This window comes from Streptomyces filipinensis (assembly GCF_014649495.1).
Taxonomy (GTDB): Bacteria; Actinomycetota; Actinomycetes; order Streptomycetales; family Streptomycetaceae; genus Streptomyces; species Streptomyces filipinensis.
The window spans coordinates 39,257-61,071 of the sequence record NZ_BMTD01000014.1 but is presented as its reverse complement, the minus strand read 5'-3'; the positions used below and the strand labels follow the sequence as shown (position 1 = coordinate 61,071).

The window sequence follows — 21,815 nt, the reverse complement described above, 5'->3', positions numbered from 1 at the left end:
CATGCGGCTCGCCGAACTGAGCAGACGCAGCGGTGTGTCCACCGCGACGATCAAGTACTACCTGCGCGAAGGGCTGTTGCCGCCGGGCCGCCAGATCAACGCCACCACGGCCGAGTACGACGAGGAGCATCTGCGCCGGCTGCGGCTGGTGCGGGCGATGATCCAGGTGGGCCAGGTGCCGGTGGCCAAGGTGCGCGAGGTGCTCGGGCACGTGGACGACGACTCCCTGGGCCGCTCGATGCGCCTGGGCGCGTCGCTGTGGGCGCTGCCGCAGGTGCCGGAGCCGGACGAGGAGGACGAGTACGTCCAGGCCGCGCACCAGGAGGTCGCCGCGCTGCTGGACCGGCTCGGCTGGCGGAACGCCAAGCTGCTCGCGGCCATCTCGCCCGCGTACCGCTCGCTGGTGGTGGCGGTGGCCGCGTTCCGCCGGCTCGGCTACGACTGGGGGGTCGAACAGCTCGCACCGTACGCCGAGTTGATGCACCGGACAGCCGTCCTCGACCTGGACAACATGGAGACGCACCCGTCGGAGGCGGAGCGGATCGAGTTCGCGGTCCTGGGGGCGATCCTCAACGAGCCGCTGCTGCAGGCGCTGCACCGGCTGGCCCAGGAGGAGGAGACGACACGGCGGTACGGCTTCGCGTAGCGGCGCCGGACACGACGAAGGCCCTCCGCCGAAGCGGAGGGCCTTCCTCTGTACCCCCGACCGGATTCGAACCGGCGCTACCGCCTTGAGAGGGCGGCGTGCTAGGCCGCTACACAACGGGGGCGTGGACACTGCGTTTCCGCAGGTCCGAGCTGGTCTACCTGGACTCGAACCAAGACTAACTGAACCAGAATCAGTCGTGCTGCCAATTACACCATAGACCAATGATGGTTTAGACCAGTCAGTACCCCCGACCGGATTCGAACCGGCGCTACCGCCTTGAGAGGGCGGCGTGCTAGGCCGCTACACAACGGGGGCCCTAGCGATCCTGCATCGACGACGGTGGGAGCTACCCTGGCCGTCCTCGCGGGAAGGATCAGTACCCCCGACCGGATTCGAACCGGCGCTACTGCCTTGAGAGGGCAGCGTGCTAGGCCGCTACACAACGGGGGCTTTGCAGATGAGCTCTGCGAGCTGGCCTACCTGGACTCGAACCAAGACTAACTGAACCAGAATCAGTCGTGCTGCCAATTACACCATAGGCCACTGGAACTCAACCCCCTGCGGGGTCCTCGTTCTAGTTCGCTCCTTGGGGCTCCGGCCTTCCGGCCTGCTCCCCTCGGCGCAGGAAGAACATTACCCGAAGGTGGACGGGGCTCCAAAACGGGTATCCGCGCGGACGAGCGCAGGGAGTTCGGCGAGGGTCGAGATCCGGTGCGCGACGACCTCCCCGGCGGCCCGTGCGTACGGCGTCCCGCGGTCGATCCACACGGACAGCAGCCCGGCCTCCGCGGCCCCCCGCCCGTCGATCTCCGGGTGGTCGCCGACGTACGCCACCTGGTGCGGGGGCAGACCGAGCGCCTCGCAGGCCGCCAGGAAGGCGCCGGGCTCCGGCTTGGAGACGCCCAGCTCGGCGGCGCACAGCACGGCCTCGAAGCGGTCGAGGAGGCCGAGGGTGCGCAGCTTGTGCTCCTGGACCGTGATGCTGGAGTTGGACAGCACCGCGTGCCGGTAGTCGACGGCGAGGGCCTCCAGGGCGGGCAGGACGTCCGGGAAGAGGGTCCAGGCGGCCTCGTAGTGCCCGATGTACCGCTGGAACCAGGCGTCGCACTCGGCGTCGGCCAGCTCCGTGTCGAGGAACACCCGCACGCGGTCGCGCCGCTGCTCCTGGAAGGAACACTCCCCCGCCGCGTACCGCGCCCACTGCCGGTCGGTGATCTCCCGCCACCGGACGAGGGCCTGTTCGGGGCTGTCGTACCCGGCGAGCAGCCCCTCCACCGCCAGATGCGCCCGCATGCCCTCACGGTCGGCGCTCGTGTAGTCGAACAGGGTGTCGTCCACGTCCCAGACCACGGCTCTGATCGTCATGACACCGACGGTACCGCCGGACGGCCGGCGGACCGGCCCGCATGGACGAAGCCGACGCGCGGTGACCGACGCAACAGGGGCGGCACCCGGAAACACTCCGGGTGCCGCCCCTGACGCATGGGCCGGCTAGGCGCTCAGCTTCGCCAGCGCCGCGTCGATCCTGGCCAGCGTCTTCTCCTTGCCCAGGACTTCCAGGGACTCGAAGAGCGGCAGGCCGACGGTGCGGCCGGTGACGGCGACGCGGACCGGGGCCTGGGCCTTGCCGAGCTTGAGGCCGTGGGCCTCGCCGGCGGCCAGGACGGCCTCCTTGAGGGACTCGGGCGACGTCCAGTCGGCCGGCTCCAGCTTCTCGCGGGCGGTGCGCAGGAGGGCGTCGCTGCCTTCCTTCATCGCCTTCGTCCACGACGCCTCGTCGAAGACCGGCTCCGGCAGGAACAGGAAGTCGACGTTCTCGGTGATCTCCGACAGGACCTTGAGGCGGGTCTGGGCGTGCGGGGCGATGGCCTCCCACTTGGCCGCGTCGAAGTCCTCCGGTGCCCAGGGGGCGAACGGGGCCTTCAGCCAGGGGGCGCAGCGCTCGGTGAACTCCTTCACATCCAGCATGCGGATGTGGTCGCCGTTGATCGCCTCGCACTTCTTCAGGTCGAAGCGTGCCGGGTTGGGGTTCACGTCGGCGATGTCGAAGGCCGCGACCATCTCTTCGATCGTGAAGATGTCCTGGTCCGCGGAGAGCGACCAGCCCAGCAGGGACAGGTAGTTCAGCAGGCCCTCGGGCAGGAAGCCCTTCTCGCGGTAGAGATTGAGGGACGCCTGCGGGTCGCGCTTGGACAGCTTCTTGTTGCCCTCGCCCATGACGTAGGGGAGGTGGCCGAACCGCGGGGTCTGCTGGGCGATGCCCAGCTCGGTCAGCGCCTTGTACAGCGCGATCTGGCGCGGGGTGGAGGAGAGCAGGTCCTCGCCGCGCAGGACGTGGGTGATCTCCATCAGGGCGTCGTCGACCGGGTTGACCAGCGTGTACAGCGGGGCGCCGTTCGCGCGGACGATGCCGTAGTCCGGCACGTTCTCCGGCGTGAAGGTCAGCTCGCCGCGGACCAGGTCGGTGAAGGTGATCGTCTCGTCCGGCATGCGGAAGCGGACGATCGGGGTGCGGCCCTGGGCCTTGTACTCCTCGACCTGCTCGGCGGACAGGTCGCGGCAGTGGCCGTCGTAGCCGGAGGGCCTGCCGGCGGCACGGGCGGCCTCGCGGCGGGTGTCCAGCTCCTCCTGGGAGCAGTAGCAGCGGTAGGCGTACCCGCCGTCCAGGAGCTTCTGGGCGACGTCGGCGTAGAGGTCCATCCGCTGCGACTGGCGGTACGGCGCGTGCGGGCCGCCGACCTCGGGGCCCTCGTCCCAGTCGAAGCCGAGCCAGCGCATCGCGTCGAGCAGCTGGTCGTACGACTCCTCGGAGTCGCGGGCCGCGTCGGTGTCCTCGATGCGGAAGACCAGGGTGCCCTGGTGGTGCCGGGCGAACGCCCAGTTGAACAGGGCGGTGCGGACCAGGCCCACGTGCGGGTTACCGGTGGGCGAGGGACAGAAACGAACGCGTACGGGTGAGCCGGGTGCGCTAGCCACGCTTGACAACCTTGTTGGTGAGAGTGCCGATGCCTTCGATGGTGACGGCGACCTCGTCGCCGACGTGCAGGGGGCCGACCCCCGCGGGGGTGCCGGTGAGGATGACGTCGCCGGGGAGCAGGGTCATGGCCTCGGAGATGTTGACGACCAGGTCCTCGATGCGGTGGATCATCTCGCTGGTGCGTCCGAGCTGGCGCTGCTGGCCGTTGACCGTGAGCTGGATGGTCAGGTCGTTCGCGCGCTCCAGGTCCAGGTCCGTCTCCACCCAGGGGCCGAGCGGGCAGGAGGTGTCGAAGCCCTTGGCCCGGGCCCACTGCTTCTCGCGCTTCTGCACGTCGCGGGCGGTGACGTCGTTGGCGCAGGTGTAGCCGAAGATCACGTCCTTGACGCGCTCGCGCGGCACCTCGCGGCACATGCGGCCGATCACCACGGCCAGCTCGGCCTCGTGGTGCAGCTCCTCGGAGAACGGCGGGTACTGGATCTCGTCGCCGGGGCCGATCACCGAGGTGGAGGGCTTGAAGAAGGCGAACGGGGCGTCCGGCACCTCGTTGCCCAGCTCGCGCGCGTGCTCGGCGTAGTTGCGTCCGAACGCCACGACCTTGTTGGGGAGGACCGGCGGGAGCAGCCTGACCTTGCTCAGCGGCACCTTCGTACCGGACAGCTCGTGGTCCGCGAACGGAATGCCCTTGATGATGTCGAGGACGAGTTCGTCCTGCTTGTCGCCCTCGACCGCGCCGAAGGCTACGTTCCCGTCGATGGAGAACCTGGCGATGCGCACGGGATCCTTGCGCCCCTTACTGAGAACCGGCGTACTGACGCCCCAGGTTAACCGGTCGGACCGCTGGACGTTCGGCCGGTGCGGTGTGGCGGCGCCGCCTTTTCCGGTACGGGAATGACGTGGGCCGGAATTCCGGGATGCGGGTGCTCGGCGCACGGGGAGACGGCCGCGCTCGGGGCGTGCCGTACGGCTCGGGCGGCCGGTCCCCCGGCCGTGCGGCGCGGGGGCCGGCGGGAGCGGGCCCTCAGCGTGCGGATGTCAGGCCACGGCAGTGGGATATCGGTGGCGTTCCCATCCGGATATCCGGCCGGTGGCATCGGCGGACCCGATTTCGGCACCCCGGGAGCCACCGGAAAGCGGGCCGAGCCCCCGGGAAAGGCGCCGTACGAATAAAACGGGCCGCGGAATTCGACGGGAAAGACCTGCCGGGAGCCGGGTCGGCTACTCTCCGGCCGTGGCCGCCGCGCCGACGGGGACGTCCACCAGGACCGTGCGCCGCGGGTTGGCGGTCTGGGCGGGGAGTTCGACGGAGTGCTCCGGCAGCTCGGGGGTCTGCAGCTCGCCGGCGTCCTGGAGATGCGCCAGGGTCGTGCGTCGCGGGTTGGCGATCTTGTCGAACATCATCGTCGTCTTCACGGGGGTACGAGTCCTAGTCCTGGGGGGTCTACAGAGGCGTCGCTCTTGTAAAGCGCCAGGCTAAACATCCAGTTCCCCGCCGAAGGCGCCAACTGTTCACCAGATACGTGTGAGTTTGCTCACGGCGTCGCGGACAAAACGGTCAAACCTGACCCGCAACGCGACCCTGCGAAACGGACATTGACCCCCTGAAGCCACCATTCCGCTCCTGATCATGGCGACTGGGACACCACGCACCGCGCGGCAACTCGCAGAGAAACGCCCGTTTTGGCCAGGATCGGGTTCCACGGCTGGTAACTCGGCACTCACAGGCCGTCACGGAGGTCACAGCTCGGACCACGGGCCTTGTTGGAGATCCGGCACTGTGCTGGAATTCCACGGACCGCCGCGGGGATCGAGCCGGCGCACAGGGGGCGCGACGCAGCGCCGAACGGCGGCGAGATCAGGGGGAGCCAACGCCGGTCACTCAAGACCACCGGGGGGCGTTTTCAGGGCGCTCACCACAACGCCGACACCGTGTCCCGCCGTTCACGCGGAGGGGCGCCTGGTCCAGAGGTTGCGACGCTAGTGCAGGGACGTTTCAAGAGGGATGGCAGCGCTTCGGCGGAGCCGGAGTCGCACGACGGGACTGGCCCCATGAAGGGCAGCTCCTCGCCCCAGCACGCCCAGAACCCGGGCCAGGCCCCGTCCGGGGAAGGCGGTGAGCGCAGCGGACGCCACGGCGTGTCGGCCTCCTCGGCCACCCCGGGCGGCGCCGGCTCCGGCTCTCCCACGCCGGCCGCGAAGCCCGCGAAGGGCACCACCGGCCCCGGCTCGCGCATGGCCCTGCGCAACTGGCGCATCTCCACGCGCCTGGTGTCGCTGCTGGCGCTCCCGGTCATCGCGGCGACCTCGCTGGGCGCGCTGCGCATCAGCGAGAACATGGACGACATCCAGCAGCTCGACAACATGAAGCTGCTGACGGACATGACCAAGCAGGCCACCGAGCTGGCCCAGCAGCTGCAGGACGAGCGCGACCAGTCCGCCGGCCCCCTGGCCCACGGCCTGACGCAGAGCGACTACACGGTCAAGGGCTACGAGGAGAAGACCGACCGGGCCCGCGACAACTTCCTCAACGCCTCCGAGCAGATCGACGCGGCCAGCAAGGACGGAAACCTCCAGGGCGTCCGCGACGCGCTCGTCGGCATCGCCAACCAGCTGGACGGCCTGGCCAAGATCCGCAAGACGGCCTACGAGTCGAAGGGCAACTCGACCCAGACCGTCGAGGCCTACCACCGGCTGATCACCCAGCTGATCGGTCTGTCCCAGGACATGGCCGAGGCGTCCAGCAACCCGGAGATGATCTCGCGCACGCGCGCCCTGGCGGCCTTCTCCACCGCCAAGGAGTACGCCTCGATGCAGCGCGCCACGATCGCCGCCGCGCTGCCCGCGACCACGGACAAGAAGGGCGACCTCTCCGAGAACGACCGCCTGTACGGCCAGTCGGCGTACCAGGGCGAGAACTCGGAAATCGCGATCTTCCGGAAGATCTACGCGAACAACGACGCCGAGGAACTCCTCAAGCCGATCGACGAGGGCAACCCGACGATCGAGTCCGCGGACACCTACGCCAAGCGCGTCTTCGACCGCTCCGGCGGCATCCAGAGCCTGGACGCCCGCTCCTACAAGGACTGGGTGGACGACAGCTCGACCAAGATCGAGCAGATGAAGAAGATCGAGCACACGCTGCTCGAGGAGATGGAGCAGAAGGCCCGCGAGCTGAAGAGCGCCACCCAGCGTGACGCCATCATCTCCGGTGCGCTGATCCTGCTCGTGCTCGGCGTGTCGCTGGTCGGCGCGTTCGTCGTGGCCCGCTCGATGATCCGCTCGCTGCGCCGGCTGCAGGAGACCGCGACCAAGGTCGCCCAGGAACGCCTGCCCGAGCTGGTCAAGCAGCTGTCGGAGTCCGACCCGCAGGACGTGGACACCTCCGTGGAGTCGGTCGGTGTGCACTCCCGGGACGAGATCGGCCAGGTGGCCGCGGCCTTCGACGACGTGCACCGCGAGGCGGTCCGCCTCGCCGCCGAGCAGGCCCTGCTGCGGGGCAACGTCAACGCGATGTTCACCAACCTCTCGCGCCGCTCCCAGGGCCTCATCCAGCGCCAGCTGTCGCTCATCTCCGAACTGGAGTCCCGCGAGGCCGACCCCGACCAGCTGTCCTCGCTGTTCAAGCTCGACCACCTCGCCACCCGTATGCGCCGTAACGGTGAGAACCTCCTCGTCCTCGCGGGTGAGGAGCCCGGCCGCCGCTGGACCCGCCCGGTCCCGCTGGTCGACGTGCTCCGCGCCGCCGCGTCCGAGGTGGAGCAGTACGAGCGCATCGAGCTGGCCGCCGTCCCGACGACCGAGGTCGCCGGCCGGGTCGTCAACGACCTCGTGCACCTGCTCGCCGAGCTGCTGGAGAACGCCACCTCGTTCTCCTCGCCGCAGACCAAGGTCAAGGTCACCGGTCACGCGCTGCCCGACGGCCGTGTGCTGATCGAGATCCACGACACCGGTATCGGCCTGTCCCCCGAGGACCTCGCGGCGATCAACGAGCGGCTCGCCTCGCCGCCCACCGTGGACGTCTCGGTCTCCCGCCGCATGGGTCTGTTCGTGGTCGGTCGTCTGTCGCAGCGCCACGGCATCCGTATCCAGCTGCGCCCGTCCGACTCCGGTGGTACGACCGCGCTGGTCATGCTGCCCGTGGACGTCGCCCAGGGCGGCAGGAAGCCCACTCCGGGCAAGCCGGGCGCGCCCGGCGTCACCGGTGGTCCCGCCGCCGCGCAGGCCGCCGCAGGCGCGGCCGCGGCGCGCCGCGCGAACGCCGGCAACGGCCAGGGCGGTGCTCCGGCCGGCGGTGGTCTGCTCGGTGCCGGTCCCGCTCCACGCGGCCAGGTCGGCGCCGGCCAGGGTCCCCGGGCCGCGCTGCCCGGCACCGGCCAGGGCGGCCGTCCCGGTGCGCCGGGCGGTGCGCGCGGACCCCAGGGCGGTCCCGGTGGCCCGCAGCAGGGCCGGCCGGCGGGCGCGGGTGCCGGTGCGGGCGGCTTCGGCGGTCAGGCTCCCGGCACCGCACAGGGCCTGCAGGCCGCGAACCCGGGCGGTCCGCAGCAGGACGCCTTCGGCGGCCGTGGCCCGCGGCGGCCCGGCAACGGTGCCGACCAGGGCCGTCAGCCCCAGCTGCCGCCGCGCGGCGGCCGGGCCGAGCTGCCCGGCGGTGACCAGCAGCAGCGCACCCCGGACTGGGGTGACACCCAGGCCCCGCTGCAGCGTGCCTCGCTGGACGCCCCGCGCGGCCACGACGAGCAGAACCCGGCGCACACCGCGCGCATGCCGCGTGTCGACGACCGGCAGGGCCCGGGCGCGACCGCCGAGATACCGGCGGTGCCCCGGACCGACGCACAGAACCCGGCCGCCACGGGCGAGTTCCCGCGTCCGGACCTGAACGGCCTGGGCGGCCCCCAGCACCACACGGGCCAGTTCGCCCGCCCGGAGAACCCGCAGCAGACCGGCCAGTTCGCCCGCCCCGACAACCCGCAGCAGACCGGCCAGTTCGCCCGCCCCGAAACCCCCGAGCTGCCCGGCCGGTTCGACCCTGCCGGTGGCCGGCAGGACTCCGGTCCGTACGTCCGCCCCGACATCTTCGGCACGCCGGCGGCGCAGCAGGACGGCACCGGACAGAACACGGGTCGGAACACGGGCGAGTTCGCGGCTCCGCAGGGCTACGACGCCGGCACCACCGGTCGGCACGCCCTGCCCGGTCGCCAGGACCCGGCGCAGACCGGTCAGTTCGAGCGCCCGCAGCCGGCCGCCCGGAACGACTTCGGCGCCCAGCGCCCGCAGGCCCCGCAGCAGCGTCCGGCGCACCGTGAGCCGGAGGCCCTGCCGCCGGCCACCGGCCCGGGTGACGGCCGTACCCCGCTGTACGACACGCTGGAGACCAACTGGTTCCACGGCGGTCCGCAGGCGGAGGGCGCTCCCGCGCCGCAGCAGCCACAGCAGCAGCAGCCGCAGGCACCCGCCCCGGCTCCGCAGCGTCCCGCCGGCGGCAACGGCGCCGGCAACGGCGCCTGGCGCACCTCGCCGAACGACGACCTCGTCCGGCAGGCCGAGCGCGTCCGGCAGCCCGCGTCGGGCGGGGTCACCACCTCCGGCCTGCCGCGCCGGGTGCCCCGGGCCAACCTCGTCCCGGGTACGGCCCAGCAGCAACAGAACCAAGCCGGTCCGCAGGTCTCGCGTGCGCCTGATGACGTACGCGGGCGGCTGACCAATCTCCGTCGGGGTATCGCTCAGGGCCGTCAGGCCGGCAGCGGCCAGACCGGCAGCTTCCCGAGCCCCACTCACCAGCAGGAGCGTTAGTTGAGTCCGATGAGCCAGGCGGCACAGAACCTGAACTGGTTGATCACCAACTTCGTGGACAACACCCCCGGGGTGTCGCACACGGTGGTGGTCTCCGCCGACGGCCTTCTGCTGGCGATGTCCGAAGGCTTCCCGCGGGACCGCGCCGACCAGCTGGCGGCCGTCGCGTCCGGGCTGACCTCGTTGACGGCCGGGGCGTCCCGGATCTTCGAGGGCGGCACCGTGGCACAGACGGTCGTCGAGATGGAGCGCGGGTTCCTCTTCCTGATGTCCGTCTCGGACGGGTCGTCCCTCGCGGTCCTGGCCCACCCCGAGTGCGACATCGGTCTCGTCGGCTACGAGATGGCACTGCTCGTCGACCGCGCAGGGGCGGTACTCACCCCGGACCTGCGCGCCGAACTCCAAGGCAGTCTGCTCCACTGACCGCCCCGGCACCACCCACCTCACCAAACCACCGTCCGGCCGCCACAATCCCCCCACCGGCCCCGTCAGACGGCTTGACTGACCGACTTGCTGTCCCGCCCGGAGGACTCATGACCCCGCCCACCGCCCATCATGATCCGTACGCGGAGCCGTACGGGGACGAGGGCGACCAGCCGCTGGTACGTCCGTACGCGATGACCGGCGGCCGGACCCGGCCGCGCTACCAGCTCGCGATCGAGGCGCTGATCAGCACCACGGCCGACCCGGCAGCGCTCATGGGTCTGCTCCCGGAGCACCAGCGCATCTGCCATCTGTGCCGTGAGGTCAAGTCGGTCGCGGAGGTCTCCGCGCTGCTGGCCATGCCGCTCGGAGTGGCCCGGATCCTGGTCGCCGACCTCGCCGAGGCCGGCCTGGTCGCCATCCACCAGCCGGGTGGCGACGAGAACAACGGCGGCGCACCGGATGTGACGCTGCTCGAAAGGGTGCTCAGTGGACTTCGCAAGCTCTGACGCGGGCCGGGCCACCACCTCCGCGAAGATCGTGGTGGCGGGCGGCTTCGGCGTGGGCAAGACCACGTTCGTCGGCGCCGTCTCGGAGATCAACCCGCTGCGCACCGAGGCCGTCATGACCTCCGCTTCGGCCGGCATCGACGACCTCACCCACACCGGGGACAAGACGACGACCACCGTCGCCATGGACTTCGGCCGTATCACCCTGGACCAGGACCTGATCCTGTACCTGTTCGGTACGCCGGGTCAGGACCGGTTCTGGTTCATGTGGGACGACCTGGTGCGCGGCGCGATCGGCGCGGTGGTGCTCGTGGACACCCGGCGCCTCGCCGACTGCTTCCCCGCGGTCGACTACTTCGAGAACAGCGGCCTGCCGTTCGTCGTCGCCCTCAACGGCTTCGACGGGCAGCAGCCGTACCAGCCGGAGGAGGTGCGCGAGGCCCTGCAGATCGGGCCCGACACCCCGATCATCACGACCGACGCCCGGCATCGCGCCGACGCCAAGAGCGCGCTGATCACGCTGGTGGAACACGCCCTGATGGCGCGGCTCAAGTAGCACACGGGTACGTACCCAAGTAAGACGGCGTGTACGGCAGTTGTCGTAAGCGCAACGGAGCCGACTGTGGCCTTTGACACGGTCGGCTCCGGTGTTCATAACAGTTCGGCAGAGGAATCCCCCGGCTTCACCACGCGACGCGGTCATGTAGTGCCGCTGCGCTCACAAACGCCCCGCCTTTTGGCGGGGCTCGCTCTTTATGACCGTTTTATCTGGGGCTTACAAGAGGGTCACTCGGGGGTTTCCGCTGTTTGGAAGAGCGCTGGTCCACGTGCTGGAATGCCTGAACTGCCCATTAGTCAAAGACGTACCTACCAAGGGGTCGATGACGAACCGGGCTCTGAGAGACTGCGGCACGACGAAGGTGCCGACCGCCGAGAGGTTGTTGGTCGAGTGAGGCGAAGCAAGAACGGTCCCGAGCCGTCGGCGCGGGGCAACTTCACCCCGCCGCCGCGCGCTGCGGCGCCCACCCCCGCGCCCGGCGCGGAACCGGCGGCGGCTCCCGCGCCCAGCGGCGGCCGTTTCTCGCCGCGCAACTGGCGCGTGCCCACCAGACTGAACGCGATCCTGCTGATACCCGTGGCGGTCGGCCTCGTCATGGGTGGCTTCCAGGTGAAGAGCTCGATCGACACCTGGCAGCAGGCACGCGACGCCGAGAACACCGCCCGTCTGGTGCGTGCCGCGCTCTCCTACGCCGACGCCCTCGAGAACGAGCGTGACGTCACCGCGGCGCCCCTGCTGCTGAAGAAGACCGACGCCAAGAGCAAGGCGACCGTCGCCGCCGCCCGCAAGGCCACCGACGACGCCGCCGACGTCTTCGACCAGGCCGCACAGAACATGCCGCAGAAGTCGGGCCTGGTGCGCCGGATGAAGCTGTTCCGCGCGGTCGAGCCCAAGCTCGCGCAGCTCCGGCAGGTCGCGTACACCTCGAAGATGACCGGCGTACAGACCGAAGAGAAGTACGTCGACTTCGCCCACCCCCTGATGGAGTTCGCCAACGAGCTGGGTCTGGGCACCGGCAACATCACCTCCTACGGCCGTACCGTCTACGCCATCTCGCTGACCAAGGCGGCGCTGTCGCTGGAGCGGTCGATCGGCACGCACCTGCTGGTCAAGCCCGGCCCGGACGCCCCGAACCTGGCGACCCAGCGGGTCTCCCTGTCCTCGTACGCCTACCTCGAGCGCATCGCCGTGGAGGAGTACAAGGGCGGTGGCACCGCGGCCGACGCGCAGAAGCTGAAGCAGAAGCAGGCGCAGATGGAGTCGCAGGGCGCCGCGATGGCCGCGGCGGCCAAGCAGCAGAACCCGAACTACGTCCCGCCGCCCTCCAACCCGACCGCGATGGTGGCGCAGCTCGCCCAGATGAAGGACACGAGCCTTCTCACCCGTCAGACCCTCGCGGCGGGCGGCATCACCGCCGACAACTGGTACGCGGTCAACACGCTGAGGTACAAGGCGTACCGCCAGATCGAGTCGGACATGGCCGACAAGGCCGTGAACGAGGCCTCCGACATCGCCGACAACGCCAAGACGTCGGCGTTCATCACCGGTGGCGTCGTCGTGGTCGCCCTGCTGCTCGCCTTCATCCTGGCCGGTGCCGTGGCCCGCCAGATGAGCCGCTCGATGCGCCAGCTGCGCAACGCCGCCTTCGGCATCGCCGAGCAGCGCCTGCCGATGCTGGTCGACCAGCTCTCCCGCACCGACCCCGGCCGGGTGGACACCCGGGTCGCCCCGATCCCGATCACCACCAAGGACGAGATCGGCGAGGTCGCCCGCGCCTTCGACCAGGTCCACCGCGAGGCGGTCCGGCTCGCCTCCGAGCAGGCCCTGCTGCGGGGCAACATCAACGCGATCTTCACCAACCTCTCGCGCCGCAACCAGTCGCTGATCGAGGGCCAGCTGACCCTGATCACCGACCTGGAGAACAACGAGGCCGACCCGGACCAGCTGGAGAACCTCTTCAAGCTGGACCACCTGGCCACCCGTATGCGCCGCAACGGCGAGAACCTCCTGGTCCTCGCCGGCGAGGAGCCCGGCCGCCGCTGGGACCAGCCGGTCCCGCTGGTCGACGTGCTGCGCGCCGCCTCCTCCGAGGTGGAGCAGTACGAGCGCATCGAGCTGTCCGGCGTCCCGGAGGCCGAGATCCACGGCCGCGCGGTCACCGACCTCGTGCACCTGCTGGCCGAGCTGCTGGAGAACGCCACCACGTTCTCCTCGCCGCAGACCAAGGTCCGCGTCACCGCGACCCGGCTGCCCGACGGCCGCATCATGATCGAGATCCACGACAAGGGCATCGGCCTGACCGCCGAGGACTTCGCGGACATCAACCACAAGCTGGCCAACCCGCCGACCGTGGACGCCGCGATCTCCCAGCGCATGGGCCTGTTCGTGGTCGGCCGGCTGTCCGACCGGCACGGCATCCGCGTCCAGCTGCGCCCCTCGGGCGAGCAGGCCGGCACCACCTCCCTGGTCATGCTGCCGGACGCGATCACGCACGGCGGTGGCGGCGAGACCCCGCTGGACCGCGAGGAGTTCACGGTCTCGCAGATCATCCCGGAGCAGCAGTTCCAGGGCGAGAGCTTCCACCAGGTGCAGCCGCTGCGCACCGCCGCCGAGCTGGGCTTCGACGACAGCCGGTACACGGAGGTCCCCGACGACATCCGCGACCTGGACCCCGTCGGCCGCTCCCTGATGCGCGAGGAGCGCCGGGCGGCGCTGGAGGCCCAGACGCACGGCCAGCCGAACGGCGAGCCGCAGCAGGAGGCGCCGGAGACCGCGGCCGACTACGCCGACCCGCTCTTCGACGGCCGGCAGGCCTACCCGGAGCAGCAGCCGTCGTACCAGGAGCAGGCCTACCAGGAGCAGCCGCAGCAGACGTACGAGGCGCAGACGTACGCCGAGCCGCAGCAGGCCTCGTTCGACGAGCGGTCGTACGACAAGCCGTACGACGAGCAGTACTACGCGCCGAACGGCGGCTACCCGGACCCCGGGTACACGGAGCCGGCCCCGTCCTACCAGGACGACTGGCCCCAGCAGCCGCAGCAGGACGGCTACCGGAACGGGTATCCGGCCCAGTACGCTCCGGAAACGGAATCCTCGCAGGCCGCTGACGCGAGTGAGCGGAACCGCGTAGGCTTCGACCGTCCGGGACCGGCCTCTCCCGCCGCCCACGAGCTGACCGACGCCGGGCTGCCCCGCCGCGGATCCGTCGCGAGCGGTTCCAACGGCTCGGGTACCCCGGGCGGCACGGCGCGCGGGCAGCAGGAAGCCCCGGCACCGGACAACACCCCGGGGGCGACCGGCGACAACGGCTGGCGTTCGGCCAACGACGAGCGCTGGCAGCAGGCCTCGCAGCTCCGGAAGCCCAAGGCAGGCGGGGTCACCGCCTCCGGTCTGCCGCGGCGGGTGCCCAAGGCCAACCTGGTCCAGGGTTCCGCCGAAACCACACCCCAGGGGGGCCCACAGGTCTCCCGCGCCCCGGAGGACGTCCGGGGCAGGCTGAGCAACCTGCGTCGGGGCGTCCAGCGCGGACGCAGCGCAGGCAGTGAAACGAACGGCCAGGGCTTCGGTCCTGACAGCACCTACAACCAGGAGCGTTAGTGTGAGCCCGATGAGCCAGGCGGCACAGAACCTGAACTGGTTGATCACCAACTTCGTGGACAACACCCCGGGGGTGTCCCACACGGTGGTGGTCTCCGCCGACGGACTCCTTCTGGCGATGTCCGAAGGCTTCCCCCGCGACCGTGCCGACCAGCTCGCGGCCGTCGCCTCCGGTCTGACGTCCCTGACGGCAGGCGCCTCCCGGATCTTCGAGGGAGGCAGTGTGAATCAGACGGTTGTGGAGATGGAGCGGGGATTCCTCTTCATCATGTCCATCTCTGACGGTTCGTCGCTCGCGGTACTGGCCCACCCGGAGGCGGACATCGGCCTCATCGGGTACGAGATGGCCCTTCTGGTGGACCGCGCGGGCACGGTCCTCACCCCGGATCTGCGTGCAGAACTCCAGGGAAGCCTTCTCAACTAACAGGCGAACGGTGCGTATACGCGTCCCGGGGCCGTAAGGTTTCGGGACGCGGCTCCACACGGATGGGTGCCCGGCACAGTCGGAGGAGGAGAAGAGAGTGGCAACACCCCCAGGCGGTTCGAATTCTGGAAACTGGTCGTACGGCCCTGCCCAGGGCCAGGGCGACGGTTCCCAGAACCCGAACCGTTACAACTTCCCCTCCGCCCCGGGCCACCGGCAGCCGTACGCTCCCCAGGGCCCCGGCCCCTCGCCGTACGACCAGCCGCCGGCCCCGCGGATCCAGCCGGTGCAGCCGCAGCGCCGCCCCGAGCCGGCGCCCGCGAGCGCCTCGAACAACCCCTTGGTGCGTCCGTACGCCATGACCGGCGGCCGGACCCGCCCGCGCTACCAGCTCGCCATCGAGGCACTGGTGCACACCACCGCCGCTCCGCACCAGATGCAGGGCCAGCTGCCCGAGCATCAGCGGATCTGCAACCTGTGCCGGGAGATCAAGTCGGTGGCCGAGATCTCGGCGTTGCTGACCATCCCCCTCGGCGTGGCCAGGATTCTCGTCGCCGACTTGGCGGAGGCGGGCCTGGTCGCCATCCATCAGCCCGGCGGCGACGAGAACGCCGGTGGCCAGCCAGACGTGACACTGCTCGAAAGGGTGCTCAGTGGACTTCGCAAGCTCTAGCGGCGGTCCTTCCCGCTCCACCACCTCCGCGAAGATCGTGGTGGCGGGCGGCTTCGGCGTGGGCAAGACCACGTTCGTCGGCGCTGTCTCGGAGATCAACCCGCTGCGCACCGAGGCCGTCATGACCTCCGCTTCGGCCGGCATCGACGACCTCACCCACACCGGAGACAAGACCACCACGACGGTGGCCATGGACTTCGGCCGTATCACCCTGGACCAGGACCTGATCCTGTACCTGTTCGGCACCCCCGGCCAGGACCGGTTCTGGTTCATGTGGGACGACCTGGTGCGCGGCGCGATCGGCGCGATCGTGCTGGTGGACACCCGGCGCCTCGCCGACTGCTTCCCCGCGGTCGACTACTTCGAGAACAGCGGCCTGCCGTTCGTCATCGCCCTCAACGGCTTCGACGGGCAGCAGCCGTACCAGCCCGACGAGGTGCGCGAGGCCCTGCAGATCGGGCCCGACACCCCGATCATCACCACCGACGCCCGGCACCGCGCCGACGCCAAGAGCGCGCTGATCACGCTGGTCGAGCACGCCCTGATGGCCCGCCTGCGCTGACGCCGCCGCTCGGGGCAACCGACTCCGGCCTCTGCCGCTCTTCCTGAGCGACAGAGGCCTTTGTCGTGTTACGGGGATGATGGTGAGCAAGTTTCTGGTGGGCGCCCTTCTGGCGCTGTTCGGTGCCGTGCCGGTGGTCCTGTTCCTGCTGTTGGTGGTGCTGGGGACGGTGGCCGCCTTTCCGGGGACGATCGAGATCGACGGCGTGGGCGCGGTGTTCTGGGCGGTGCTGCTGAGCCTGCCGTGTGCCGCGCTGGCCACGGCGGTGCTGTACCCGGCGCGGCTGCTCGGCCTGCGCAACCGGTACGTCCTGGGCTGGCTGTCCATGTTCCTGACGGCGGTCCTGGTCCAGTCCTGGACGCCCGGCCTGCACACGTCGTCCCTGTGGCCCGCGGTGTGCCTGGCGACCCTGGAGATTCCGCTGGGCTGGTGGCTGGAAAAGCGGGACGAGCAGCGCCGTACCGGGTGACAATGCCCGTCGTCGCGTCGCGATTTCGTGGAGGGGGCAGGCGATGAGCGGTGCCGAGACGGCGGCGTTACGGCTGGGGACGACCGTGGCGAAGGCGGCGGCCCAGGCATGGCTCGGGGGGAAACGGCGGGAGCAGGAACGCCGGACGGACATGGCCGGGCTGATCCGGCTGCGGGTGCCGGGGCTGCGGTTCCAGCGGAGCGTGGAGCGCCAGTTCGGGGAGATCGCGGACGCGGTGTTCGACCGGTTGGCGCCGTTCCTGGAGCGGGAGTTCGGTGGGCTGGAGGAGAGCGGCCGGGAAGCCGTGATCGCCGGCGTGTGCGACACGTTCGCGGCGGCGGACCTGTCGGACGGGGCGATCCTGGCGGCGGACGCCCAGCCGGCCGAGGTCGTGCGGCGGGTCCGGGGGGCGGTACGGCCACCGGTGGGCCTCGGTGAGGCGGAGTTCCGGCTGTACGAGGTGCTGTTCGCGGAGTGCGTGGAGTACTACGTCCGCATCGTGCAGGGACTTCCGGTGTTCGAGGAGCGGGCGCTGAGCGAGCTGCTGGCGCGTACGACGTCCCTGGGCGCGGAGATCGCCCGGGTGCTGGAACGGCTGCCTGACCGCTCCCTGTTCGCGCCGGAGGGGACCGATCGGGACGGGGAGTTCCGTCGCCGTTATCTGGAGCTGGTCAGCACCGGCCTGGACGAGGTGGAGCTGTTCCGGCGCACCTCCGACCGGGCGGGGGCGCAGGTACCCCTGTCGGTGGCGTACGTGAGCCTGCGTGCCACCGGTGACGATGGGAGCCGCCGACGCCACGCTCGTGCGCTGCCCGCTCTCCGGCCCGACATGGGCGACTGGGAGGAGCCCGGCGAGAGCGCCGGTATGCGGGTGGAGGCGGCGCTGGGCGGCGCCACCCGGGTGCTGCTGCGGGGCGAGGCGGGCTCGGGGAAGACGACGCTGTTGCGCTGGCTGGCGATCACGGCGGCGCGGGGCGCCTTCACCGGCGAACTGGCCGGATGGAACGGCCTGACACCGGTGTTCGTGAAGCTGCGCGAACACAGCGGGCGAGAGCTGCCGAGGCCCGAGGCGATGCTGGACTCGGTGGCCGGACAGATCACCGGGGTCATGCCCAAGGCGTGGGTGGAACGCCAACTCGCCGACGGCAACGCCCTGTTGCTGATCGACGGCGTGGACGAGCTGCTGGACGGCGAGCGGCGGGGGGTCCGCGAGTGGCTGCGCAAGCTGCTGACGGCGTACGGGACCGTACGGGTCGTCGTCACCTCGCGCCCCGCTGCGGCACGTGCCGACTGGCTGCGCCGCGAGGAGTTCACGGCCCTGCACCTGGACCGCATGACACCGCCCGACCTGGCGGCCTTCGTACGGCAGTGGCACCAGGCGGTACGGGAGCTGGGCGACGACCTGCCGTGCGTCCCCGAGCAACTCCCGCGCTATGAGCAGTCGTTGCTGACGAGCCTCAAGGACCGTCCGCACCTGCAGTCGCTGGCGGGCACGCCGTTGCTGGCGGCGATGCTGTGCGCGATGCACCTCAACCGGGGCAGCCGGCTCCCCCGGGACCGGATGGAGCTGTACCGCAACGCCCTGCACACCCTGGTCCACGAACGGGACGCGGACCGTAGCGTACCGAGCGCGGTGGACAGCCGGCTGAGCCTGAACGACAAGCTGGTGCTGCTGCGGGACCTGGCGTGGCGGCTGTCCGACAACAACCGCAGCGAGATCGCGGTGGAGCAGGCGGCGGTGCACGTCGGCAAGAAGCTGGCGGCGATGCGGCACCTGGAGGAACAGGACGGCTCCAGAGTCCTGGAACAGCTCCGGGACCGCTCGGGGATCCTCCGCTCCCCCGCCGAGGGCCGCCTGGACTTCGTCCACCGGACCTTCCAGGAGTACCTGGCCGCCGAGGAGGCCACCGAGGAGGACCGCATCGGCAACCTGGTCGAGCGGGCCCATCTGGACCTGTGGCGCGAGACCGTGATCATGGCGGCGGGCCATGCGAACCGGCCGCAGCGCGAGGAGCTGCTGGGCGGCATCCTGGACCGGGCGGAGTCCGAACCCCGGTACGGCCGGAAGCTGCGGTTGCTGGCGGCGGCGTGCCAGGAGACGGTGCCGGAGGTCTGCGACGGTCTGGCCGGGCGGCTGGAGGAGGCGGTGTCGGCGCTCCTGCCGCCGCGCCGGAGCACGGACCCGCCCGCGCTGGCGGCGGTCGGGCCGGGTCTGTTGCGGAGACTGCCCCGTTCCATGGAGGGGCTGACGTCGAACGCGGCGGTGCAGACGGTGCGGACCGCGGCGTTGATCGGCGGCGAGCAGGCACTGGGGCTGCTGGAGGGATACGCAGCAGACCAGCGCCGGGACGTGGTCGCCGCGCTCATCGACTCCTGGGCGTACTTCGACGCGGACGCTTACGCCGATCGGGTGATGGCCGGGCTTCCTCTGGACCAGCACACGGTGGTACTGACGCACTCCGGGCAACTGCGGGCAGCGGTTCGGATGAGGTCGTTCACCTCGCTGAGGATCAAGTTCAGGCTCCGGGACCTGTCCGTCCTCAGCGAACTGCCCCCGCTGCAGCAACTGATCTGTGCCGTGCACGGCACGGCCGATCTGTCCCTGCTGAAGGGGCATCCGAGGCTGGAGACCTTCCAGCTGCTCGGTGCCACCGCAGTGCGGCATCCGGAAGCTCTGGCGCAGCTGCCCGCACTGAGCCTCCTGCAATTGCCACTCGCCGGCCCGGACGGCATCGACGGCCTCCCGCTCCTGCCGTGCCTTTTCCAGCTGGCCCTCTCGGGCGTCACAGCGGAGACCAGGCTGGGGTTCCTGGCACCGCACCGAAGCGTCCCGTATCTGTACCTCGTCGGACTGGGACGCGGTCTCCTGCCCGACCTCGCGCCCGTCTCCGCGCTGTCCCTCCTGCGTGCGCTGACGCTCTACAACTTCGAGGCCAAGGACCTGCCCCGGCGGCTGATGTCGGGCTGCCCGGGGCTCGTCGAGCTCACCCTGAGCCACTGCCTGCTGTCCGACGGGCTTGACGGCCTGCGTGAGCTGAAGCAGCTGAGGAGGTTGGTGCTGGAGAAATGCGAGACCCCCGAAGGCCCCGTCACCGAACTGGACCTCCCCGGCATCACCGTCACCGTCAGCTGAACGCACCGCAGCCCCGCCTCCCTGAGGGAGCGGCGGGGCTGCGGTGCACGTGCGGAAAGAGCTCAGTGCCAGCTGTGCGGCGCCCGGAATCCCGGCTCGCGCTCCAGGCGGCGCCAGCCGGCCTTGGCGCGGCCCCGGTGGGTGTGGGTGGAAGAGGCCGGCTGGGCCGCCGCGCGGGCCAGGAGGACGGCCGTGATGGCGGCGACTTCCTCGGGCTCGGCGTGGCCCTTCTCGACGCGGATGTCGGGAGTGCTCATGGGTGTCAGTCTCCGTGAGAGAGAGGTCCGCGGGGTTGCCGCGGCGGGTCCGCTCGGTTACTGCGGGGGGTTGCCGTGCTTGCGGGAGGGCAGGTCGGCGTGCTTGGACTGCAGCATCGCCAGGGACTTCACCAGGACCTCGCGGGTCTCGGCCGGGTCGATGACGTCGTCCACGAGGCCGCGCTCGGCCGCGTAGTACGGGTGCATCAGCTCGGACTTGTACTCCTTGACCATGCGCGCCCGCATGGCCTCGGGGTCCTCCGCTCCGGCGATCTGGCGGCGGAAGATGACGTTGGCCGCGCCCTCGGCGCCCATGACGGCGATCTCGTTCGTCGGCCAGGCGTAGGTGAGGTCGGCACCGATCGACTGGGAGTCCATGACGATGTAGGCACCTCCGTACGCCTTGCGCAGGATCAGCGAGATCCTCGGCACGGTCGCGTTGCAGTAGGCGTACAGCAGCTTCGCGCCGTGACGGATGATTCCGCCGTGCTCCTGGTCGACACCGGGGAGGAACCCCGGCACGTCCAGGAAGGTGACGATCGGGATATTGAAAGCGTCACACATCTGGACAAAGCGCGCAGCTTTTTCGCTCGCCTCGATGTCCAGGACGCCCGCGAGGACCTGCGGCTGGTTGGCGATGATGCCGACCACCTGGCCGTCCAGGCGGGCCAGCGCGCAGATGATGTTCCGCGCCCAGCGCTCGTGGACCTCCAGGTACTCGCCGTCGTCGACGATCTCCTCGATGACCTTGGCCATGTCGTACGGCCGGTTGCCGTCGGCCGGGACCAGGTCGAGGAGGACGTCGCTGCGCCGCTCGACGGGGTCGGACGCCTCCGCGCGCGGGGGGTTCTCCCGGTTGTTCTGCGGGAGGAGCGACAACAGGTACCGCACCTCGGCGATGCAGGTCTCCTCGTCGTCGTACGCGAAGTGGCAGACGCCGGAGGTCTCCGCGTGGACGTCGGCGCCGCCGAGGCCGTTCTGGGTGATCTCCTCGCCGGTCACCGCCTTGACCACGTCCGGGCCGGTGATGAACATCTGGGAGGTGTCACGGACCATGAAGACGAAGTCCGTGAGGGCCGGGCTGTAGGCCGCGCCGCCCGCGCACGGGCCCAGCATCACGGAGATCTGCGGGATGACGCCCGAGGCCCTCGTGTTGCGCTGGAAGATGCCGCCGTATCCGGCGAGCGCGGAGACGCCCTCCTGGATGCGGGCGCCCGCGCCGTCGTTCAGGGAGACCAGGGGGGCACCGGCCGCGATGGCCATGTCCATGATCTTGTGGATCTTGGTGGCGTGGGCCTCGCCCAGCGCGCCGCCGAAGATCCGGAAGTCATGGGCGTAGACGAAGACCGTGCGGCCCTCGACCGTGCCCCAGCCGGTGATGACACCGTCGGTGTACGGCTTCTTCGCCTCCAGGCCGAAGCCGGACGCCCGGTGCCGGCGCAGCTGCTCGACCTCCTGGAAGGACCCCGGGTCCAGGAGCAGCTCGATCCGCTCCCGCGCGGTCAGCTTCCCCTTGGCGTGCTGCGCCTCGGTCGCCTTCTCGCTGGGACCCGCCACGGCCTGGGCACGAATCTCGTGCAGCTCGGCGACCCGTCCGCGCGCGTCCGTCGGCTCGCCGGTCGGCTCACCCGTCGTCTCTTCCAAAACGGTCATGTAGCGACCTTACGAAGGATGCCAAGGAAAGCGAGCCGTCGACTCCGTACAGTCTCCGGCCCGTTTTCCTGGTGCGAGTGAACAGAACCTTGGCCGCGTGCAGCCTTTCCGACTGCTCACAGGGCCTCGGCGTTGTAGGG

17 protein-coding genes and 5 tRNA genes are annotated in these 21,815 nt (G+C 70.4%); 11 read left to right on the top strand and 11 right to left on the bottom strand.

Annotated elements, in window-relative coordinates; all coding sequences use genetic code 11:
* Position 1: 1 nt before the first annotated feature.
* Positions 2-646 carry a MerR family transcriptional regulator gene (locus IE244_RS27915; protein WP_191876344.1) on the top strand — a complete coding sequence of 215 codons (645 nt, stop codon included), beginning with the start codon at positions 2-4 and terminating at the stop codon, positions 644-646.
* 51 nt (positions 647-697) lie between these two features.
* On the opposite strand, the gene IE244_RS27910 is transcribed toward IE244_RS27915, so the two are convergent.
* The 9 genes from IE244_RS27910 to IE244_RS27870 all read right to left on the bottom strand — a co-directional run bounded on the left by IE244_RS27910 (position 698) and on the right by IE244_RS27870 (position 5,039).
* Positions 698-770, bottom strand: a tRNA-Glu gene (locus tag IE244_RS27910).
* A 28-nt stretch (positions 771-798) separates the two neighbouring features.
* Positions 799-870: transfer RNA gene (locus IE244_RS27905), tRNA-Gln, on the bottom strand.
* A gap of 21 nt (positions 871-891) precedes the next feature.
* Positions 892-964 (bottom strand) — tRNA-Glu (locus IE244_RS27900).
* Positions 965-1,026: 62 nt separating this feature from the next.
* Positions 1,027-1,099, bottom strand: a tRNA-Glu gene (locus IE244_RS27895).
* 21 nt (positions 1,100-1,120) lie between these two features.
* A tRNA-Gln gene (locus IE244_RS27890) sits at positions 1,121-1,192 on the bottom strand.
* Between the two features lie 90 nt (positions 1,193-1,282).
* Positions 1,283-2,014 carry an HAD family hydrolase gene (locus IE244_RS27885; protein ID WP_191876343.1) on the bottom strand — a complete coding sequence of 244 codons (732 nt, stop codon included), beginning with the start codon at positions 2,012-2,014 and terminating at the stop codon, positions 1,283-1,285.
* Between the two features lie 126 nt (positions 2,015-2,140).
* Positions 2,141-3,625 carry a glutamate--tRNA ligase gene (gene gltX, locus IE244_RS27880; protein ID WP_191876342.1) on the bottom strand — a complete coding sequence of 495 codons (1,485 nt, stop codon included), beginning with the start codon at positions 3,623-3,625 and terminating at the stop codon, positions 2,141-2,143.
* The gene (locus IE244_RS27875) at positions 3,618-4,403 is read right to left on the bottom strand and encodes a fumarylacetoacetate hydrolase family protein (protein WP_031167197.1); all 786 of its coding nucleotides are present in this window, start codon (positions 4,401-4,403) and stop codon (positions 3,618-3,620) included. Before IE244_RS27875 ends, gltX begins: the two co-directional genes overlap by 8 nt.
* 441 nt (positions 4,404-4,844) lie before the next feature.
* Positions 4,845-5,039, bottom strand: a complete 195-nt coding sequence (locus IE244_RS27870; RefSeq protein ID WP_191876341.1) for a hypothetical protein — start codon at positions 5,037-5,039, stop codon at positions 4,845-4,847.
* Between the two features lie 567 nt (positions 5,040-5,606).
* Here IE244_RS27870 and IE244_RS27865 point away from each other — a divergent pair.
* The 10 genes from IE244_RS27865 to IE244_RS27820 all read left to right on the top strand — a co-directional run bounded on the left by IE244_RS27865 (position 5,607) and on the right by IE244_RS27820 (position 19,765).
* A complete protein-coding gene (locus IE244_RS27865; RefSeq protein WP_191876340.1) occupies positions 5,607-9,416 on the top strand; it encodes a sensor histidine kinase in 3,810 nt (1,269 codons plus the stop codon).
* Positions 9,417-9,425: 9 nt separating this feature from the next.
* Positions 9,426-9,839 carry a roadblock/LC7 domain-containing protein gene (locus tag IE244_RS27860; protein WP_023546525.1) on the top strand — a complete coding sequence of 138 codons (414 nt, stop codon included), beginning with the start codon at positions 9,426-9,428 and terminating at the stop codon, positions 9,837-9,839.
* Positions 9,840-9,949: 110 nt separating this feature from the next.
* Complete coding sequence (locus tag IE244_RS27855; RefSeq protein ID WP_009190816.1) at positions 9,950-10,348, top strand: DUF742 domain-containing protein; 399 nt, start codon at positions 9,950-9,952, stop codon at positions 10,346-10,348.
* Positions 10,329-10,904, top strand: coding sequence for a GTP-binding protein (locus IE244_RS27850; RefSeq protein WP_191876339.1), 576 nt, complete (start codon positions 10,329-10,331; stop codon positions 10,902-10,904). Before IE244_RS27855 ends, IE244_RS27850 begins: the two co-directional genes overlap by 20 nt.
* Before the next feature lie 393 nt (positions 10,905-11,297).
* The gene (locus tag IE244_RS27845) at positions 11,298-14,504 is read left to right on the top strand and encodes a sensor histidine kinase (protein WP_191876338.1); all 3,207 of its coding nucleotides are present in this window, start codon (positions 11,298-11,300) and stop codon (positions 14,502-14,504) included.
* A gap of 10 nt (positions 14,505-14,514) precedes the next feature.
* On the top strand, positions 14,515-14,928 hold the full coding sequence (locus IE244_RS27840; RefSeq protein WP_004983065.1) for a roadblock/LC7 domain-containing protein: 414 nt from the start codon (positions 14,515-14,517) through the stop codon (positions 14,926-14,928).
* Positions 14,929-15,025: 97 nt separating this feature from the next.
* Positions 15,026-15,601, top strand: a complete 576-nt coding sequence (locus tag IE244_RS27835) for a DUF742 domain-containing protein (protein WP_191876337.1) — start codon at positions 15,026-15,028, stop codon at positions 15,599-15,601.
* On the top strand, positions 15,582-16,163 hold the full coding sequence (locus tag IE244_RS27830; RefSeq protein ID WP_030216560.1) for a GTP-binding protein: 582 nt from the start codon (positions 15,582-15,584) through the stop codon (positions 16,161-16,163). Before IE244_RS27835 ends, IE244_RS27830 begins: the two co-directional genes overlap by 20 nt.
* Positions 16,164-16,245: 82 nt before the next feature.
* Positions 16,246-16,632 (top strand): hypothetical protein, encoded by a 387-nt coding sequence (locus tag IE244_RS27825; protein ID WP_191876336.1) that lies wholly within the window; start codon positions 16,246-16,248, stop codon positions 16,630-16,632.
* Positions 16,633-16,675: 43 nt separating this feature from the next.
* Positions 16,676-19,765 carry an NACHT domain-containing protein gene (locus IE244_RS27820; RefSeq protein WP_191876335.1) on the top strand — a complete coding sequence of 1,030 codons (3,090 nt, stop codon included), beginning with the start codon at positions 16,676-16,678 and terminating at the stop codon, positions 19,763-19,765.
* A 62-nt stretch (positions 19,766-19,827) separates the two neighbouring features.
* On the opposite strand, the gene IE244_RS27815 is transcribed toward IE244_RS27820, so the two are convergent.
* Both IE244_RS27815 and IE244_RS27810 read right to left on the bottom strand, forming a co-directional pair.
* On the bottom strand, positions 19,828-20,022 hold the full coding sequence (locus IE244_RS27815; RefSeq protein ID WP_191876334.1) for an acyl-CoA carboxylase subunit epsilon: 195 nt from the start codon (positions 20,020-20,022) through the stop codon (positions 19,828-19,830).
* A gap of 57 nt (positions 20,023-20,079) precedes the next feature.
* The gene (locus tag IE244_RS27810; protein WP_031167180.1) at positions 20,080-21,675 is read right to left on the bottom strand and encodes an acyl-CoA carboxylase subunit beta; all 1,596 of its coding nucleotides are present in this window, start codon (positions 21,673-21,675) and stop codon (positions 20,080-20,082) included.
* Positions 21,676-21,815: the final 140 nt, after the last annotated feature.

Coding starts and splice junctions, on each gene's coding strand:
- IE244_RS27885 (WP_191876343.1), bottom strand. CDS start 2,014: ATGACGATCAGAGCCGTGGTCTGGGACGTGGACGACACCCTGTTCGAC.
- IE244_RS27840 (WP_004983065.1), top strand. CDS start 14,515: ATGAGCCAGGCGGCACAGAACCTGAACTGGTTGATCACCAACTTCGTG.
- IE244_RS27815 (WP_191876334.1), bottom strand. CDS start 20,022: ATGAGCACTCCCGACATCCGCGTCGAGAAGGGCCACGCCGAGCCCGAG.
- IE244_RS27915 (WP_191876344.1), top strand. CDS start 2: ATGCGGCTCGCCGAACTGAGCAGACGCAGCGGTGTGTCCACCGCGACG.
- IE244_RS27810 (WP_031167180.1), bottom strand. CDS start 21,675: ATGACCGTTTTGGAAGAGACGACGGGTGAGCCGACCGGCGAGCCGACG.
- IE244_RS27855 (WP_009190816.1), top strand. CDS start 9,950: ATGACCCCGCCCACCGCCCATCATGATCCGTACGCGGAGCCGTACGGG.
- IE244_RS27860 (WP_023546525.1), top strand. CDS start 9,426: ATGAGCCAGGCGGCACAGAACCTGAACTGGTTGATCACCAACTTCGTG.
- IE244_RS27820 (WP_191876335.1), top strand. CDS start 16,676: ATGAGCGGTGCCGAGACGGCGGCGTTACGGCTGGGGACGACCGTGGCG.